A 17,722-nucleotide genomic window follows, 5' to 3' on the forward strand; every position below is an offset into this window, starting at 1 on the left:
AATTATATTTTTTATAATATGGAGATTATCGGATTCCAAGGATATCTTTTACTGCCTTTGGCATATCCGGCGCATCTACCACCCGGTTATGAAGCACCGGTGCTGTGCGGATTGTCTCAACTGCCTGTGGAAGTTTCACTCCGGAAAGCGCACTCAGTTCATCAGCCAGTGCAAAATCATCCTTACCGTCTGTATCTGCTCCAAGTGCTTCCATTACACTTTTTGTAAATTTATATGGGCTTGCTGTGGATGCAATGACAGTTGGTGTGGTATCATTGGTATCTTTTACATATTTGTCATAAACACCTGCTGCAACTGCAGTATGGGTATCTATCACATAATGACTGTCTTTGAAGATTTCTGCGATTGTTTTTGCTGTTTCGTCTTCTGTACAGTAATTGCCATAGAAGTCTGCAAGCTGTGCCTTCATGTCTTCTGTGATGGTATACTCGCCGCCTGCAGTAAGAGACTGCATCAGCTCTGCACATTTTTTTGCATCACCGCCTGCGATACGGTAGATCAGACGTTCCAGATTGCTGGAGATCAGAATATCCATGGACGGTGAGGTTGTAAGGATAAAGTCACGCTTTCTGTCATAAGTTCCTGTACGGAAGAAATCATACAGAACCTTGTTATCATTGGAGGCACAGATAAGTTTGTGAACCGGAAGTCCCATCTGTTTTGCATAATAAGCAGCCAGGATATTTCCAAAGTTTCCGGTAGGTACTACCACATTGATCTCCTGACCGTCTTTGATCTTGCCCTGACGTACAAGTGATGCATATGCATATACATAATAAACGATCTGCGGTACCAGACGTCCGATGTTGATAGAGTTCGCAGATGAGAACTGATATCCTGCAGCATCAAGTTCTGCTTCCAGTTCCTTATCATTGAACATTTTCTTTACGGCAGTCTGTGCATCGTCAAAGTTTCCGGTAATTCCCACAACATATGTATTGTTGCCTTTCTGAGTTACCATCTGTTTCTCCTGGATAGGACTTACACCATGTTTCGGATAGAAAACGATGATCTTGGTTCCCGGAACATCTGCAAATCCGGCCATTGCCGCTTTACCTGTATCTCCGGAAGTAGCGGTAAGAATAACAATCTCATTTTTTACCTGATTCTTCTTAGCAGCTGTAGTCATAAGATGTGGAAGAATTGATAATGCCATATCCTTAAACGCAATGGTCGCACCATGATACAGCTCAAGGAAATAAGCTCCGTCTGCTTCATGAAGCGGTGCAATCTCTTTTGTATCAAATTTTTCATCATAGGCATTGTTGATGCAGTTCTTTAATTCTTCTTCTGTAAAATCAGTAAGGAAACATTTCATTACTTCATATGCTGTCTCCTGATAGCTCATCTTTGCCAGCTCATCCATTGGGACATCCAGCTTCGGAATCTCTGTCGGCACAAATAAGCCGCCATCCTCAGAAAGCCCCTTTAAAATAGCCATAGAAGCTGTTACGGTTTCTTCTTTTCCTCTTGTGCTTTTGTATAATACCTGCATGATATTTCCTGCCTTTCCAAAGTTATTCGTAACTGTTCAGTATATTGGCAGTAATAATAAACCGCTGAACAGTTACAGTTATTCATTTCGCCAATTGAGCACATTATAGCATATACTTTAGCAAAATACTATCCTAAATTATTTCTCTTTTTTCTGTCTTTTTATGATTGATTACTATAAATCAAAAATATGGACATATTCTTTTGTTCCCGAAGAATATGTCCATATTTTGAGCAATATTACCGCAATCCTGTTAAATGAGTCATATGAAGAGTATCGTTTATTACGATCCTGTGGAACTTTCTGCTGAATCCGGATAGGTATAAAATTCATGTACGCCGTATTTAAACAGCCTTTTCAGATCTTTCTCAAACCAGGAGACATTCTGGCTTTCAGCTTCAGATTTCTGGATAAAAAACAGTGCTCCTTCTGAATAATCCACACCTTCAAGAGCCTGTCTGACGGCTTCTCTTGTCTCATCTGTAACAGTTACTTCATTGATACGTCCGTCATAAGTCGGTGAAAACTGCGGAACACCATTGGTATTCTGCCATACCACTTCTGTGACTGTATCGGGAAATTCCTTATTCTTTATACGGTTCATGATCACATTGGCAACCAGAATGCGTCCCTTGACATCCTCAGTACCTGCTTCAGCCTCTACAATATGAAGCAATGTATCATAGTCCTCATCCGACATCATCCGGGCGCTCTCTGCAAGAGCCGCTGTCCTTGCATCCAACTCATTGATGCTGCTCTCCATAGAAGAGCTGACATCGAATTCTGCCATATTATCTTCAATAACTTTAATTCTCTGACCGACCATTACCTGTTCACAGGAAGTTCCGATACGTGTGACTGATTTTTTGGGAGAAGCTGTATCATTCATTCCGGATACTACTCCTGCAATTCCTGTTGGCAGTACATCTGTTTCGTCAGCATCAGAGGAAAAAGTTTTCTCCCTATTTTCAGAAGCTGCATATACTTTGTTTTTTCCATTAAAATCTGCTATTCTGCCGCCTGCTGCAAACGCAATCGCTGTACAGGTACACACTGTAACCAGTATCAGACTCCGCGCCGGATTGCCGGACTGTTTTGACTCTTTTTTCTGAACTTTCATACTTATCATTCCTTGAGTTTTTTTAATTACAGGTTTTTATGGTTGTAACATTTCTGTAACTTATAAGAAAATTATATTTAATATAATTGATTTTGTCAAGCTTTTTTCATATTTTTGTAACATTTTGGCTTGCAAAAAAGAAAAAAGGAAGGTTCCATCAATGAAATCTCCCTTTAATATATGCTTCATTTTTCTCAATTATTACATTTATTTTTTTCGCCGCAGATCAGGAACATAGGGGTTGGATTATAAAACTCATCTTTCTTTGTATAAATTCTGCTGCTGATACCCAGATCAATGGAGAATCTGTTGATACCCAGTTTTCCCAGTGTCTCCAGATCCCAGGCAGGGCGTACATAGGAACTGATAGGAAGCTGGCGTTTAATTTCCTCGCATTCCTGCATCATGGCATCGCCTACTGTAAAATGAGCATGATTGGCAGGCAGATCAGCAGTATCTGAGAAATCATCTGCACCATAATTGGCATCTGCGTTGATCAGGATTCCTCCCGTTTTCAGCACACGAATCCATTCTTTATATGCTCTTGCTGCATCCGGAAGTGTCCAGGTAAGATTTCTGGACACGATTACATCAAAGGTACCATCAGGAAAATCCGGATTTTCCGCATCCATTACTTCAAACGTACAGGAGGCGTTCTCTTCTTTTGCCAGTTCCCTGGAATGAATGATCATATCCGGTGTCAGATCGATTCCTGTAACTTCATGTCCCAGTTTTGCTAAAAGAATGGAAAAGAAGCCTGCACCGCATCCCACATCCAGAATCCTTAATTTTCCATCAGGAAGAAAAGTCCCGATCTCTTTCAGCCATTTATCAGCCATATCACTGTGAAGCTCAGCTCTTCTCTGTTCCATAAAACTGTCGCTTCTTTTCGCCCAGTAATTTGTGATCTTTTCCTTGCGTTCATCCTTTCTTCTGCTGAAACTGCCATATGCGATCATCGGACCATCCTTAATAACCTGAAGACTTCCCGCCTGATATAGAACCACTCCATTTAAATCGGATAAACTTGTCTCCAGAATATTTCCCTCATAATCCTTAACACAGCCAAGATACTCTCCAACCTTAATGATATCTCCCGGTTTTTTGGCAGGATACCACAGCCCGGATACACTGGCAGACTGATAACGCACATCTTCAATTTCCATGGGATAATAATTACTGTAACTTCTCATGCCATCGTAAACACCCAGCGCACACAGAATATTACGCACATCTTTTCTTGTAGAATGAACCTCCTCCGGACTCCAGCCTCCCATCTGGCCACGTTCGATCAGAACACTGGGAATGCCACATGTGGCAGCATAATTGTAAGAACCACCGGATGCCACATTAGACTTTACCATATAGGGAACATCTGCCTGCTCTGCCATCTTCCTTGACATCTGAACCACATCTTCATCTGCACATCCGGCATAGTAAATATAAGGCGTAAGCTGCTCATAATCATCCCCGCTGTGAAGATCAATATAATAATCTGCTGCACTGTGAAGCTTCTGAACCACCTCATACGCCAGACGGTCCATCCTGGTTCCCTGCGGATTCCCCGGAAATACACGATTCAGATTCTTCTCATCCTCCGGGCAGATACTGCCGCTCCTCTCCTCAAATTCCTTCCTGCACACAGTCTTAACCAGGATCACTCTTCCATGGATCTTCTCAGGCTTCAGTTTATCTGCAAGCTCAACAGCAGCCTGGATTCCCACATATTCTCCTCCGTGGACCGCAGCGGTGATCAGAACTGTCTTTCCGGGATGAGAACCGCAGATTACTGTATAAGGAAGCGAAAACTCACCTCCGCCCAGTTTCAGGAATCCGCTCTTTTTCGTACCCGGAGCAGCACACAGCATGGCATCCTCCAAATCTCTTTTCCTGTCATATCCGCTATCAGAATCACCCATTCCATCATTCTCGGACCAGATATCTTTCTCTTTCTTCACAGCGCTGATCATAAACATCGGCGTAGAATGATAATTCAGCTTCTCTTCCTGACTCCACACCCGCTGCCAGATCCCGGTATCCACTGCCACAGACTCAAACCCGTTCTCCTTCAGAAACTTCCTGTCCCAGGACGGTCTGTTAATAGAAGAAAGAGGCATCTGCAGTGCAATCTTCTCCATTCTGTCAATATCCGTACAGAGGTAATGATCATCCAGATGCTCACTCTCCACACTCTTTCGGTCTTCCTCATAAGACAGGCGTTTCTCCTCATCATAAAGATAACCGTACCAGTTTGCATCGAAATTAAGAAGCTTTCCGCCCGGTTTCAGTACACGACACCACTCTTCATAAGCTCTCTTAGGATCCTTCAGATTCCATGTCAGATTCCTGCTGATCACAACATCAAACACATCATCCTCAAATTCCAGATTCTGAGCATCCATCTTATAAAAAGAAATCCGCTCACAAAGATTACCGGCATTCCTCTTCGCGGTATCCAACATCTCCTGCGTATAATCAACAGCAGTCACCTTATATCCCGCCTCAGCCAGAATAACAGGAAAAAATCCAGGTCCTGTTCCGATATCCAAAATCTTAATCTCATCCTTCGCTTTCTCCGGGAACTGCCCTTTCAACACCTCAAGCCATGCCCCCTTCTGCATCCCATTTAATTCCTTATGATTAACTTCAGAATACCCCTCAGCCCGGGTAGTCCAGTAACTCTCAATCTCCGATAATAAATCCTTCACCTTATGCCAACCTCCATGTATGCAAGTTATAATCATATATGATCAAAATTATATCAAATCCACCCTCCCCCCAACAAGCCCTCCCGGGGGATATATTTCACGTCTCAATTCATTTTTATATAAACAAAGTCCTTCTTATAATTCACACTCCACCTTGTATTATATCTTAACCAAAACCAGCGAAGCAGGCGTATAGTTGTACCGGATGCATTTGCAGGCATCTTAGAGATTCTTAGTCCTCGGAAATCTGCGTTATGAGACGAAAAGTCCCTTGTCTGAGCGACAGCGAGTAATTCCGGACTTTTCGTCTCATGCTTTTAGCGGATTTTCGAGGGCTTAGAATCTCTTAGATGCCGAAACCGTATCCGGTACAACTATACGCCTGCTTCGCGTCCCCTTTTTAAACCAAAAACAAAGCTGCCATACCCCCAAAAAGAGGATATGACAGCTATATATTTTTACTCAGATAGCTCCAAGAATCTTCCGGGCATTATCAATCCTTTCCTGCGTCGGAGGATTAACCCCCTCCAGTGGATAAGAAAGCCCCAGATTCTCCCATTTAAACTTACCAAGCGTATGATAAGGGAGCACCTCCACTCTCTCCACATTGGAAAGAGTATGGATAAAATCAGCTAACCGGTGCAGATATTCATCCTTATCACTTCCGTCCGGCACAAGCACATGACGGATCCATACAGGTTTTTTCATATCAGAAAGTTCCCGCGCCATCGCAAGAATATTCTTATTGGAATGACCGGTAAGCTTAATATGCTCCTGCTCGTCAATCTGCTTGATATCAAGCATTACAAGATCTGTATACTTCATAAGCTCCAGCCATCCGGAATGCCATGGTTCCTGATCAGTGAAAGGATTTCCACTGGTATCAAGATTCGTATGCACACCCTCTGCCTTTGCCTTCTTAAAAAATTCTGTAAGAAAATCCATCTGAAGCAATGGCTCACCACCGCTTACAGTGATACCGCCTTTGCTGCCCCAGTAGCCCTTATAACGTAAAGCTTTCTTAAGAAGCTCATCTGCCGTATAAAGCTCTCCCTGCTTCATCTTCCAGGTATCCGGATTATGACAGAACTGACATCTCATGGCACAGCCGCTAAAAAAAATCACATATCTTACTCCGGGTCCATCAACGGACCCGAAGCTTTCCAAAGAATGAACATAGCCTTTTATCTGTTTATTATCCATTATATCATCATCCATTAATTACATTCTGTCGTGGCAGGTTCTGGCAATAACGTCTAACTGCTGCTCTCTTGTAAGGTCGATGAACTTAACAGCATATCCGGATACACGGATTGTGAAGTTTGCATACTCTTCTTTTTCCGGATGTTCCATAGCGTCGATCAGTTTCTCTTTACCAAATACGTTTACATTGAGGTGATGAGCGCCCTGATCAAAGTATCCGTCAAGTACATGTACCAGATTCTCTGAACGCTCGTCATCACTGTGTCCCAGAGCATCAGGATTGATTGTCTGAGTATTGGAGATACCGTCAAGAGCATCTTCATAGTCAAGCTTGGCAACAGAGTTCAGGGAAGCAAGAAGACCGTTCTGCTCTGCACCGTAAGATGGGTTTGCGCCAGGAGCAAGAGGTTCACCTGCTTTTCTTCCATCCGGAAGAGATCCTGTAGCCTTACCATAAACAACGTTGGAAGTAATAGTAAGGATAGATGTGGTTGGCTTGGAATCACGGTAAGTATGGATGTGTTTCAGTTTCTCAAGGAATGTAGACAGAAGAGTTGTTGCGATCTCGTCTGCTCTGTCATCATCATTACCATAACGTGGGAAGTCACCCTCAACCTGGAAATCTGTTGTAATGCCGTCTTCATCGCGGATAGCTTTAACTTTTGCATATTTGATAGCGGACAGGGAGTCTACTACATGAGAGAATCCTGCGATACCTGTTGCGAAAGAACGCTCAACTTTTGTATCGATCAGAGCCATCTCTGCTGCTTCGTAGTAGTATTTGTCATGCATGTAGTGGATCATGTTCAGTGTTCCGACATACAGATGAGCCAGCCAGTCCATCATTTTGTCATATTTTGCAATTACTTCATCATAGTCAAGATATTCAGAAGTGATCGGCTGATAATTTGGTCCTACCTGCTGTTTTGTCTTCTCATCAACACCGCCGTTGATCGCATAAAGAAGGCATTTTGCAAGGTTTGCACGAGCGCCGAAGAACTGCATCTCTTTACCTGTCTCTGTAGCAGATACACAGCAGCAGATGCTGTAGTCATCGCCCCATACCGGACGCATAACATCATCATTCTCATACTGAACAGAACTTGTTGTAACAGAAATATTTGCAGCATATTTCTTGAAGTTCTCAGGCAGTCTTGAAGAATAAAGTACTGTAAGGTTTGGTTCCGGAGCCGGTCCCATATCTTCCAGTGTGTGCAGGAAACGATAGTCGTTCTTTGTTACCATGGAACGTCCGTCCTGTCCCATACCTGCTACTTCCAGAGTTGCCCATACCGGGTCACCGGAGAATAACTGATTGTAAGAAGGGATACGTGCAAATTTAACCATACGGAATTTCATTACCATGTGGTCAACAAGCTCCTGAGCTTCTTTCTCTGTAAGAGTTCCGTTCTGAAGATCTCTTTCAATATAAATATCAAGGAATGTGGAAATACGTCCGACACTCATTGCAGCACCGTTCTGAGTTTTGATGGCTGCAAGATATCCGAAGTACAGCCACTGGAAAGCTTCTCTTGCATCTTTGGCCGGTTTGGAGATATCATATCCATAAGATTCGGCCATAACTTTCATGCCTTTCAGAGCACGGATCTGATCAGCGATCTCTTCACGAAGCTGGAAGTCATAACGTCTCATACCCTGACGGTCGCATGCTGCGAAGTCTTTCTGTTTTCCTTCGATCAGAGCGTCGATTCCGTACAGAGCCACACGTCTGTAATCGCCAACGATACGTCCACGTCCGTAAGTATCCGGAAGACCTGTAAGGATCTTGTTGTGACGTGCTACTTTCATCTCAGGTGTGTAGATATCAAATACACCCTGGTTGTGAGTTTTAAATTCATAGTTGTGGAAAACATCTTTAATCTTGTCACTTACTTTATATCCGTAAGTTTCACAAGCCTGCTCTGCCATTTTGATACCGCCGTATGGCATGAAAGCACGTTTCAGAGGTTTATCTGTCTGAAGACCAACAACTTTTTCAAGGTCTTTTGTTTCTTCATCAATATATCCGGGACCATATGCTGTCAGAGATGTAACTACCTCTGTCTCCATATCAAGAACTCCGCCTTTGGCACGTTCTTCTTTCTGAAGTGCCTGGAGCTTGCCCCACAGTTTGTTTGTAGCTTCTGTAGGTCCTTCCAGGAAAGAAGCATCACCGTCATATGGTGTATAGTTCATTCCAATAAAGTTACGTACATCGATTTTTTCTTTCCAACGGTTGCCCTTAAAGCCATTCCACTGTTCGAAATTTTTCATTCTTTTACCTCTTTCTCTAAAATATTTCCGCGCATCTCTCACTGGCCTGGAGTGAGATAATAAAATGTAAATTGTACTTATTTAGGACACTTTTCTGCCCATGCAGTCAGTATACGTAAACATGAGTGTTATGTCAATTAATTTCCTTTATGATTTTAATTAAATACAATTCTGATAGCTTTTCATCGGAGTTTGCTTCTTTATTGTACTTTATCGCGTACATTAAGACTTTCTTGTATTTTTATAAATACAAAAAAATACCGGTCAGGAAGTCCTCTGGACAATCTGACCGGTATCTGATTTTTGATATTTTATGTAAACTATATTATTCCCTGCCAAGCGGATATTAGCCTGACCTGCAGAAGTCAAAAAACAGCAGGACAGAATCGGGCGTGTCGGAACAATCTAACGGTTATTGATCGCTGTTACAAGTGCATCAATAGATGCGCGAATGATATCTGCGTCTACGCCTGCACCCCAGGCAAGCGTTCCATCCGGCTTTTTGATACCGACATAAGCAATAGCTTTGGAACTTGAACTGCGCTCCAGCGCATGCTCCTGATATGTTTCCAGGGAATATTTCAGCTCATATGCCTTCTTCAGTGCATTGCTGACTGCATCAAGACGTCCGTTACCGGATGCCTCTGTAGTGATTGTCTTTCCGCGGAAAGTAGAGGTAACTTTTGTTACAATACCACCATCTTTCTGCTGGAAATGTACTTCATTGATGCTGTATGGTTCTGTGATATTCTCAAAGGTCTGTTTAAACAGATTGAAAATTTCGTCAGGATGAAGCTCTTTATGTTTGTGATCTGAAACAGCTTTTGTGGCATATCCCATTGCCTCACGCATTTTCGGAGGAAGGTTCAGACCGAATTTGGTCTCAAGGATATATCCCACGCCACCTTTACCGGACTGGCTGTTGATGCGGATAACATCTGCGTCATAATTTCTTCCCACATCTGTCGGGTCGATTGGAAGATACGGAACATTCCAGTGATCCGGATCCTTGTCATCTCTCCAGTGCATACCCTTGGCAATTGCATCCTGATGAGAGCCGGAAAATGCGGCAAATACAAGTGCACCACTGTACGGACTTCTTTCGCCTACTTTCATTCCGGTACATTCTTCATATATTTCACAGATATGTGGCATATCAGAGAAGTCAAGTTTTGGATCTACACCCTGAGAATACATATTCATACCAAGTGTAACAATATCTACATTTCCGGTACGCTCACCGTTTCCGAACAGAGTACCCTCGATTCTGTCTGCACCTGCAAGTAATCCCATTTCAGAATCTGCAACACCGCATCCTCTGTCATTGTGCGGATGGAGAGATACGATTACATTCTCGCGGTATTTCAGATTTTCACACATATATTCTACCTGGCTTGCATATACATGCGGCATGGAATGCTGTACAGTTACAGGCAGATTGATGATGCATTTGTTATCTGCTGTAGGCTGCCATACATCAAGAACTGCATTGCATACTTCCAGAGCGTATTCCGGTTCTGTGCCTGTAAAGCTTTCAGGGCTGTACTCAAACTGGAAATTTCCTTCTGTTTCATCAGCCAGTTTCTTTAATAATGCGGCACCATCCACTGCAATCTTTAAGATTTCTTCTTTGGATTTCTTAAATACCTGTTCTCTCTGAGCTACAGAGGTGGAATTGTACACATGTACAATTGCCTTCGGTGCGCCTTTGACAGCTTCAAAAGTTTTGCGGATGATATGCTCTCTGGCCTGAGTCAGAACCTGAATAGTTACATCCTGTGGGATCAGATTCTGCTCGATCAGGGTACGCAGAAATTCATATTCTGTTTCAGAAGCAGCCGGGAAACCTACTTCAATTTCTTTGAAACCGATTTTTACAAGAAGTTTAAAGAATTCAATTTTCTGTTCCAGACTCATCGGAATCACCAGTGCCTGATTACCGTCACGAAGGTCTACAGAACACCAGACAGGTGCTTTGTCCACATATTCTTTTTCTGCCCATTTCATGCATTTAACAGGTGGCATAAAATACTGTCTCTGATATTTGCTTGGATTCATCATTTTTTCTTCCTCCGTTATGTAAATATTATGTTTGGACTGTGGGGATTGACTGTAAAAAGACATAAAAAAATCTTCCATCTCCACAGACTTATCTGCAAGAGACGAAAGATATTATCATCTTACGCGGTACCACTCTTATTTATGAACAATGTCATACACTCATGGGATACGGAATCTCCGGATATCCGGTATTCTTATATCCTCTCCATATAACGGTGGAAACCGTCTGCACCTACTCTTGTATAATTTCAGGCAGCTGCTCAAAGGCGAGTTCCACAATTTCCTTCCACTGCTTCTCAGCAACCAGCAGTTCTCTGTGCTCCGGTCCGGGTGTACTATTCCTTATCATTGCATTTTACTTATAACTTTATTTGGCTTTTTTAAAATGAACATACGTCTGAATCATTCATTGTAAATATACTACAAACAATTTAACCATATGTCAGTCGGGGCAACAGGATTTGAACCTGCGACCTCACGGCCCCCAGCCGTGCGCGCTACCAAGCTACGCCATACCCCGTAACGCAAGTTAGTATAACAAATTATTTCTGTGATTTCAACTGTTTTTTGAAAAATTCACAAAAATTATACAAATTTAGCAGGAAGAAATTTTATGTACTTTTTTATGTTATAAAATTTCTTCCTGTTTATCCTATGTACAAGCCTTACAATCATCTGCTACAGTTACGCTGGCATGATGGCTTTTTCCAAATTGTCTACACGCATATCCAGTTCAAAAACTTTCTCTCGAGTTTCCTTATTCTCCTTTCTATAGCGAAGCTCATCCATACGTGCATCAAATAGGGCAGATATTTTTCTGTCAATTTCATTTTCCAGTTTAAGTTCTATAGTTTTTACGCTTCCCTTGAGTTGCACAATATCTGATTTCATGTTCGTGATATCCGTCTTCATGTTTGCAATATCTGTCTTCATATCTGCGATATCGTTCTTTACATCGGACATATCATTTTGAAAACCGGCAATGCTTCCCTGTATAGAAAAAAGGATATTTCTCAATTCCGCATCTTCCACATTCTTCCCTCCTTTCGCTATAGTACGTCTCGTTCTCTTCTGTATAGAACCAATTGTACCATTGAAGGAAGGAAAAGTCTACAGCGAAATTATTATAATATTTTTATAATACATCTTCGGCAAATTATAACTTATGTATAAACAGCCCACTCCGAAGCTTTGGCTCAAACCAGGTGGATTTTGGAGGCATTAATTTGTTCTCGTCTGCAATCTTCATCAGGTCTTCCATAGATGTCGGGTACATGACAAAGGCTACACCGCCGGTTCTGTCCGCAATCTCTGCCAGCTCTGCTGCCTTATGGCTTCCGCCCACAAAGGAGATTCTCTGGTCTGTGCGCGGATCTTCGATTCCCAGGACTGGTCTGAGGACTTTTTCCTGAAGAATGGATACATCCAGCTGTCCGACCACGTCCTTCTTCTCATAGATATCCGGCCATGCTTTCAGGTGATACCACTGTCCGTCCACATACATTCCCATACAATGCTTCTCTACAGGCCTGCATGGAAATCCCGGCATCAGCATCAGTTCAAAGTTGAACTTCAGGGCGCCCAGAAATGCCTTTACAGTCAGGCCGTTCAAATCTTTTACAATCCTGTTATAAGGAAGAATGCAGAGCTGGTCATAGGGAAATACAACAGACAGGAAATAATTAAACTCTTCCTCCCCTGTATATCCCGGATTCTGTTCTCTTCTCTTTAAACCTACTTTTACAGCGGAAGCTGCGCGGTGATGTCCATCTGCGATGTACAGAGAATCAATCCCTGCAAATTCCTTATTTATTTCAGAAATGACCTCATCTTCATCAATCACCCATACTCTGTGTGTGATCTGATCCTCTTCTGTAAAATCATATGCTGCTTCATGATGATCTTTCCAGTTATTCATCAGTGTAAGCAGAGAATCCGGATATCTGCATGCCAGAAAAATAGGACCGGTATTTGCATTACAGGAATCTACATGGTGGATCCTGTCCTGTTCCTTATCTTCTCTGGTAAGCTCATGTTTCTTCACTACACCATTCATATAATCATCAATGGAGCTGCATCCTACGATACCGGTCTGTGTCTTTCCTTTTCTTACAAGTTCATATATATAGTAACAGGCCTTCTGATCCTGAACAAGAATTCCCTTTTCTTCCATATTGTCAAGATTTTCTTTTGCTTTTTCATAAACCCGATCATCATACAGATCTGTCTCAGGTTCTAGATCCATTTCCGGTCTGTCAATATGAAGAAAGGACAGAGGATTCTCATCTCCGATTGATTTTGCTTCTTCCCGGTTTACCACATCATATGGAAGTGCTGCCACATCAGCAGCCTTTTCCGGTGTAGGTCGAAGTGCCCGGAATGCATGAAATACTGCCATAATATTTTCTCCTCTTCTGTATCTTTTGTATTGCTCTTTTATACCCACTTTACTGTCTATCCTGTAAAAATAAAACGAACATTACTCATTATTTTATCATATCCAAATCCTTATATCAATGTACAAATTATGAAACCTAATTTTTTTTTGAAAAACCTAAAAATTTTTGTATTTTTCTATTGCAATTTTTAAAATATATGGTATGATAGAATCACAAGTTAAGGAAACCAAATGATAATTTTTAAGGGAGGTCATTTTATGACAGAAGGATTAAAATGGACTGTAAACGAGGTTCCGAAATCAGATGATAAACACCTGGAACTGATGTCCGAAGAAAATGTAAAGAAAGCAAATGAGTTCCACAGAAGTTTCCCACAGTACAGTGTGACGCCTCTTCAGAACCTTTCATCTCTTGCGAAATATTTAGGAGTAAAAAATATTTTCTGTAAGGATGAATCCTATCGCTTTGGCTTAAATGCTTTCAAAGTACTTGGAGGTTCTTATGCAATGGGCCGCTATATCGCAAAAGAACTTGGACGTGATATCAGCGAGCTGCCATACAATGTTCTCTCTTCTGATAAATTAAGAGAAGAATTCGGACAGGCTACATTCTTTACTGCAACAGACGGTAATCATGGACGTGGAGTTGCATGGGCAGCTAACCGCCTTGGACAGAAAGCAGTTGTAAGAATGCCTAAGGGAACAACAAAGACCCGTTTCGATAACATTGTCAAAGAAGGTGCTACTGTTACGATCGAAGAAGTAAACTATGATGACTGCGTAAGAATGGCTGCAGCAGAAGCTGCCAAAACAGAACATGGTATCATCGTTCAGGATACCGCATGGGACGGATATGAAGAAATTCCATCCTGGATCATGCAGGGATACGGAACACTGGTTCTTGAGGCTGACCAGCAGTTAAAAGAAATGGGTGTTGAACGTCCGACACATGTATTTGTTCAGGCCGGTGTTGGTTCTTTAGCAGGTGCCGTAGTCGGTTATTTCGCTCATAAATATAAAGATAACCCGCCGGTTATGGCTGTCTGTGAAGCAAGTGCTGCTGACTGCCTGTACCGCTCCGCTGTTGCAAAGACAGGAAATCTGGTAAATGTTACAGGTGATCTTCAGACAATTATGGCCGGTCTTGCATGCGGTGAGGGAAATACGATCGGGTGGGATATCCTGAAAAATCACGTAGATGTATTTGCATCCTGTCCTGACTGGATGAGCGCAAAGGCAACACGTATCTACGCTAATCCACTGGGAGATGATCCACACGTTGTCTCCGGTGAATCCGGTTCCGTTCCGCTTGGTTTCTGCTTCACTGCTCTTCACGATGAAGATGCAAAAGACTTAAAAGAAGCGCTGAAACTGGATGAGAATTCCGTAGTACTTGTTATTTCCACAGAAGGTGACACTGATCCTGTTCGCTACCGCGAGATCGTATGGGACGGATTATACGGAACAGACGAATCTTTAAGCAAATGATGTTTTTGGTGAACACAGACAGGTAAGTGGTATGGTTATCTCGAAAATGATATACCAGTAACTAATAATATGATATCAGATTAGGGGCAAAATACCTTTTGACCCTAACATCATAATATTTTATACATATTGGGAGGGTAAAAAAATGGATTACGCAAAAATCAACGAAGCTGCAATGGGTTATAAGGATGATATGACTAAGTTCCTTCGCGATCTGGTTCGCATTCCTGGCGAAAGCTGCGGAGAAAAAGGACATATCATGAGAATCAAAGAGGAAATGGAAAAAGTCGGATTCGACAAAGTTCAGATCGATCCGATGGGCAATATCCTCGGCTACATGGGAACAGGTAAAACTCTCATTGGTTTTGACGCTCATATTGATACAGTCGGTATCGGTAATATCAAGAACTGGGAATTTGATCCATACGAAGGTTTCGAATCTGATGAAGAAATCGGCGGACGTGGAACATCTGACCAGATGGGCGGTATTGTTTCTGCAGTATACGGTGCTAAGATCATGAAAGACCTTGGTCTTTTAAACGATAAATATCAGGTACTTGTGACAGGTACTGTACAGGAAGAAGACTGTGACGGTCTCTGCTGGCAGTACATCATCCATGAAGATGGTGTTCGTCCTGAATTCGTTGTTTCCACAGAACCAACAGACGGCGGTATCTACAGAGGACAGCGTGGACGTATGGAAATCCGCGTAGATGTAAAGGGTGTTTCCTGCCATGGTTCCGCTCCGGAACGTGGTGACAATGCAATCTACAAAATGGCTGATATTCTCCAGGATATCCGCGCATTAAACGAAAACGATGCTGCTGATACCACAGAGATCAAAGGTCTTGTAAAAATGCTTGATGAGAAATACAACCCTGAATGGGAAGAAGCACGTTTCCTTGGACGTGGCACTGTTACTACTTCCGAAATCTTCTTCACATCCCCAAGCCGCTGTGCAGTAGCTGACTCCTGCTCTGTATCTCTTGACCGTCGTATGACAGCAGGCGAAACATGGGAAAGCTGCCTGGATGAGATCCGTGCTCTTCCGGCTGTACAGAAATATGGCGACGACGTAACAGTATCCATGTATGAATACAACCGTCCGTCCTATACAGACCTTGTATATCCGATCGAGTGCTACTTCCCGACATGGGTAATCCCGAAAGATCACAAAGTAACACAGGCTCTGGAAGAAGCATATAAAGGACTGTACGGCGAAGAGCGTCTCGGAAATGCTGAGACAGAAGGCATGAGAAAAGCTCGTCCGCTTACAGACAAATGGACATTCTCTACTAACGGTGTAACAATCATGGGACGTAACAGCATTCCTTGTATCGGATTCGGACCTGGTGCAGAAGCACAGGCTCATGCTCCGAACGAAAAAACATGGAAGATCGACCTTGTAAGATGCGCTGCTGTATACGCTGCTCTTCCAACTGCATACTGCAAATAATAAATAAATTTTCAAATTTTTTTAGGCGACGGATTTCCTATCATCCTAAAGGCTTAATATGTGTCCGGACAGAATCCCTGCTGTAACAGGCAGGGACACAAGATAAACAGATACAGCCGGATAACCGGTGTTCTGCCAAACGCAGAAATTCAATTATTTCATATCAGGAAAGGATAAGCTATCAAAGCATAGCAGGTATTGATTTTATGAAAACATTACAGGATTACATTGATAAATTAAACAGCTTAAACTTCAAAGAAATGTACAACAACGATTTCTTCTGGACATGGGACAAAACAGATGATGAACTGGAAGCTGTTTTCACAGTTGCTGATGCTCTCCGTTTCATGAGAGAGAACAATATCTCCACAAAAGTATTCGAGAGCGGTCTTGGAATCTCTATCTTCCGCGATAACTCCACACGTACACGTTTCTCTTTTGCTTCCGCATGTAACCTTCTTGGTCTGGAAGTACAGGATCTTGATGAAAAGAAATCTCAGATCGCTCATGGTGAAACTGTTCGTGAAACAGCAAACATGGTGTCTTTCATGGCTGATGTGATCGGTATCCGTGATGATATGTACATCGGAAAAGGACATGCTTACCAGAAAGAATTCATGGAAGCTGTTACAGAAGGAAACAAAGACGGTATCCTTGAGCAGAGACCTACTCTTGTAAACCTTCAGTGCGACGTTGACCATCCGACACAGTGTATGGCAGATATGCTGCACATCATCCATGAATTCGGCGGTGTTGAGAATCTGAAAGGCAAAAAGATTGCTATGACATGGGCTTACTCTCCATCTTATGGTAAACCACTCTCCGTTCCGCAGGGCGTTATCGGTCTGATGACACGTTTCGGCATGGACGTTGTTCTTGCTCATCCGGAAGGATATGATGTAATGCCGGAAGTTGAAGAGATCGCCAAAAAGAATGCTGAGAAAAACGGCGGATCCTTCACAAAGACAAACGATATGGCTGAAGCTTTCAAAGATGCTGATATCGTATATCCAAAGAGCTGGGCTCCATTTGCAGCTATGGAAAAACGTACAGACCTTTATGCAGAAGGCGACTTCGACGGAATCGATAAATTAGAGAAAGAACTTCTTGCACAGAATGCACAGCACAAAGACTGGGCCTGCACAGAAGAACTTATGAAAACAACAAAAGACGGAAAAGCTCTTTACCTGCACTGCCTGCCGGCTGATATTACAGGTGTAAGCTGCGAAACAGGTGAGGTTGACGCTTCTGTATTCGATCGTTACAGAATCCCGTTATACAAAGAAGCAAGCTTCAAACCATACATCATCGCTGCTATGATCATGCTTTCCAAATTTGAAAATCCACAGGATATCCTGAAGAAACTTGAAGTCAAAGCAGCTCCAAGAATCCTGAAATAATCAGGCGCAGATTAACAGTTGGATTGCAGTAATATTCCAGCTGCTTTCAAACAGATATTTAATTTTGAAAGCAGTTTCAGAATTTAAATATATTGAAA

11 protein-coding genes, 1 tRNA gene and 1 other annotated feature are annotated in these 17,722 nt (G+C 42.4%); of the genes, 3 read left to right on the forward strand and 9 right to left on the reverse strand.

The annotated features are described in order from the left end of the window. Window positions 1-25: 25 nt before the first annotated feature. The 9 genes from thrC to LJE12_RS05160 all read right to left on the reverse strand — a co-directional run bounded on the left by thrC (window position 26) and on the right by LJE12_RS05160 (window position 13,280). Window positions 26-1,516 (reverse strand): threonine synthase, encoded by a 1,491-nt coding sequence (gene thrC / locus LJE12_RS05120; protein ID WP_227226775.1) that lies wholly within the window; start codon window positions 1,514-1,516, stop codon window positions 26-28. A 283-nt stretch (window positions 1,517-1,799) separates the two neighbouring features. Further along, the gene (locus LJE12_RS05125; RefSeq protein ID WP_020993931.1) at window positions 1,800-2,636 is read right to left on the reverse strand and encodes a cell wall hydrolase; all 837 of its coding nucleotides are present in this window, start codon (window positions 2,634-2,636) and stop codon (window positions 1,800-1,802) included. A gap of 194 nt (window positions 2,637-2,830) precedes the next feature. Beyond that, window positions 2,831-5,344, reverse strand: a complete 2,514-nt coding sequence (locus tag LJE12_RS05130) for a methyltransferase domain-containing protein (RefSeq protein ID WP_173698836.1) — start codon at window positions 5,342-5,344, stop codon at window positions 2,831-2,833. A 462-nt stretch (window positions 5,345-5,806) separates the two neighbouring features. After that, on the reverse strand, window positions 5,807-6,547 hold the full coding sequence (pflA, locus tag LJE12_RS05135; RefSeq protein ID WP_173703081.1) for a pyruvate formate-lyase-activating protein: 741 nt from the start codon (window positions 6,545-6,547) through the stop codon (window positions 5,807-5,809). Window positions 6,548-6,565: 18 nt separating this feature from the next. Beyond that, complete coding sequence (gene pflB / locus LJE12_RS05140) at window positions 6,566-8,821, reverse strand: formate C-acetyltransferase (protein WP_020993932.1); 2,256 nt, start codon at window positions 8,819-8,821, stop codon at window positions 6,566-6,568. 405 nt (window positions 8,822-9,226) lie between these two features. Next, entirely contained in the window at window positions 9,227-10,882 is a 1,656-nt protein-coding gene (locus tag LJE12_RS05145) for a 2-isopropylmalate synthase (RefSeq protein WP_025579023.1), read from the reverse strand. A 94-nt stretch (window positions 10,883-10,976) separates the two neighbouring features. Further along, window positions 10,977-11,240 (reverse strand) — a binding site (T-box leader). 88 nt (window positions 11,241-11,328) lie between these two features. Then, window positions 11,329-11,402, reverse strand: a tRNA-Pro gene (locus LJE12_RS05150). A gap of 164 nt (window positions 11,403-11,566) precedes the next feature. Next, the gene (locus LJE12_RS05155) at window positions 11,567-11,914 is read right to left on the reverse strand and encodes a hypothetical protein (protein ID WP_026648465.1); all 348 of its coding nucleotides are present in this window, start codon (window positions 11,912-11,914) and stop codon (window positions 11,567-11,569) included. Between the two features lie 124 nt (window positions 11,915-12,038). Next, the gene (locus tag LJE12_RS05160) at window positions 12,039-13,280 is read right to left on the reverse strand and encodes a DUF1015 domain-containing protein (RefSeq protein ID WP_128867660.1); all 1,242 of its coding nucleotides are present in this window, start codon (window positions 13,278-13,280) and stop codon (window positions 12,039-12,041) included. A 258-nt stretch (window positions 13,281-13,538) separates the two neighbouring features. Between LJE12_RS05160 and dpaL the strand changes: the two genes are divergently transcribed. From dpaL to ygeW, 3 genes are all read left to right on the forward strand, one after another. After that, window positions 13,539-14,768 (forward strand): diaminopropionate ammonia-lyase, encoded by a 1,230-nt coding sequence (gene dpaL, locus LJE12_RS05165; protein ID WP_128867661.1) that lies wholly within the window; start codon window positions 13,539-13,541, stop codon window positions 14,766-14,768. 145 nt (window positions 14,769-14,913) lie between these two features. After that, entirely contained in the window at window positions 14,914-16,224 is a 1,311-nt protein-coding gene (locus LJE12_RS05170) for a YgeY family selenium metabolism-linked hydrolase (protein WP_025581111.1), read from the forward strand. 206 nt (window positions 16,225-16,430) lie between these two features. Further along, window positions 16,431-17,624 (forward strand): knotted carbamoyltransferase YgeW, encoded by a 1,194-nt coding sequence (gene ygeW / locus LJE12_RS05175; protein WP_008703264.1) that lies wholly within the window; start codon window positions 16,431-16,433, stop codon window positions 17,622-17,624. Window positions 17,625-17,722 lie beyond the last annotated feature (98 nt).

It is taken from the genome of Blautia sp. DFI.6.71, from assembly GCF_020593585.1.
In the GTDB taxonomy this organism is placed as follows: domain Bacteria; phylum Bacillota; class Clostridia; order Lachnospirales; family Lachnospiraceae; genus Blautia_A; species Blautia_A wexlerae.

Coding starts and splice junctions, on each gene's coding strand:
- thrC (WP_227226775.1), bottom strand. CDS start 1,516: ATGCAGGTATTATACAAAAGCACAAGAGGAAAAGAAGAAACCGTAACA.
- LJE12_RS05125 (WP_020993931.1), bottom strand. CDS start 2,636: ATGAAAGTTCAGAAAAAAGAGTCAAAACAGTCCGGCAATCCGGCGCGG.
- pflA (WP_173703081.1), bottom strand. CDS start 6,547: ATGGATAATAAACAGATAAAAGGCTATGTTCATTCTTTGGAAAGCTTC.
- pflB (WP_020993932.1), bottom strand. CDS start 8,821: ATGAAAAATTTCGAACAGTGGAATGGCTTTAAGGGCAACCGTTGGAAA.
- LJE12_RS05145 (WP_025579023.1), bottom strand. CDS start 10,882: ATGATGAATCCAAGCAAATATCAGAGACAGTATTTTATGCCACCTGTT.
- LJE12_RS05160 (WP_128867660.1), bottom strand. CDS start 13,280: ATGGCAGTATTTCATGCATTCCGGGCACTTCGACCTACACCGGAAAAG.
- dpaL (WP_128867661.1), top strand. CDS start 13,539: ATGACAGAAGGATTAAAATGGACTGTAAACGAGGTTCCGAAATCAGAT.
- LJE12_RS05170 (WP_025581111.1), top strand. CDS start 14,914: ATGGATTACGCAAAAATCAACGAAGCTGCAATGGGTTATAAGGATGAT.
- ygeW (WP_008703264.1), top strand. CDS start 16,431: ATGAAAACATTACAGGATTACATTGATAAATTAAACAGCTTAAACTTC.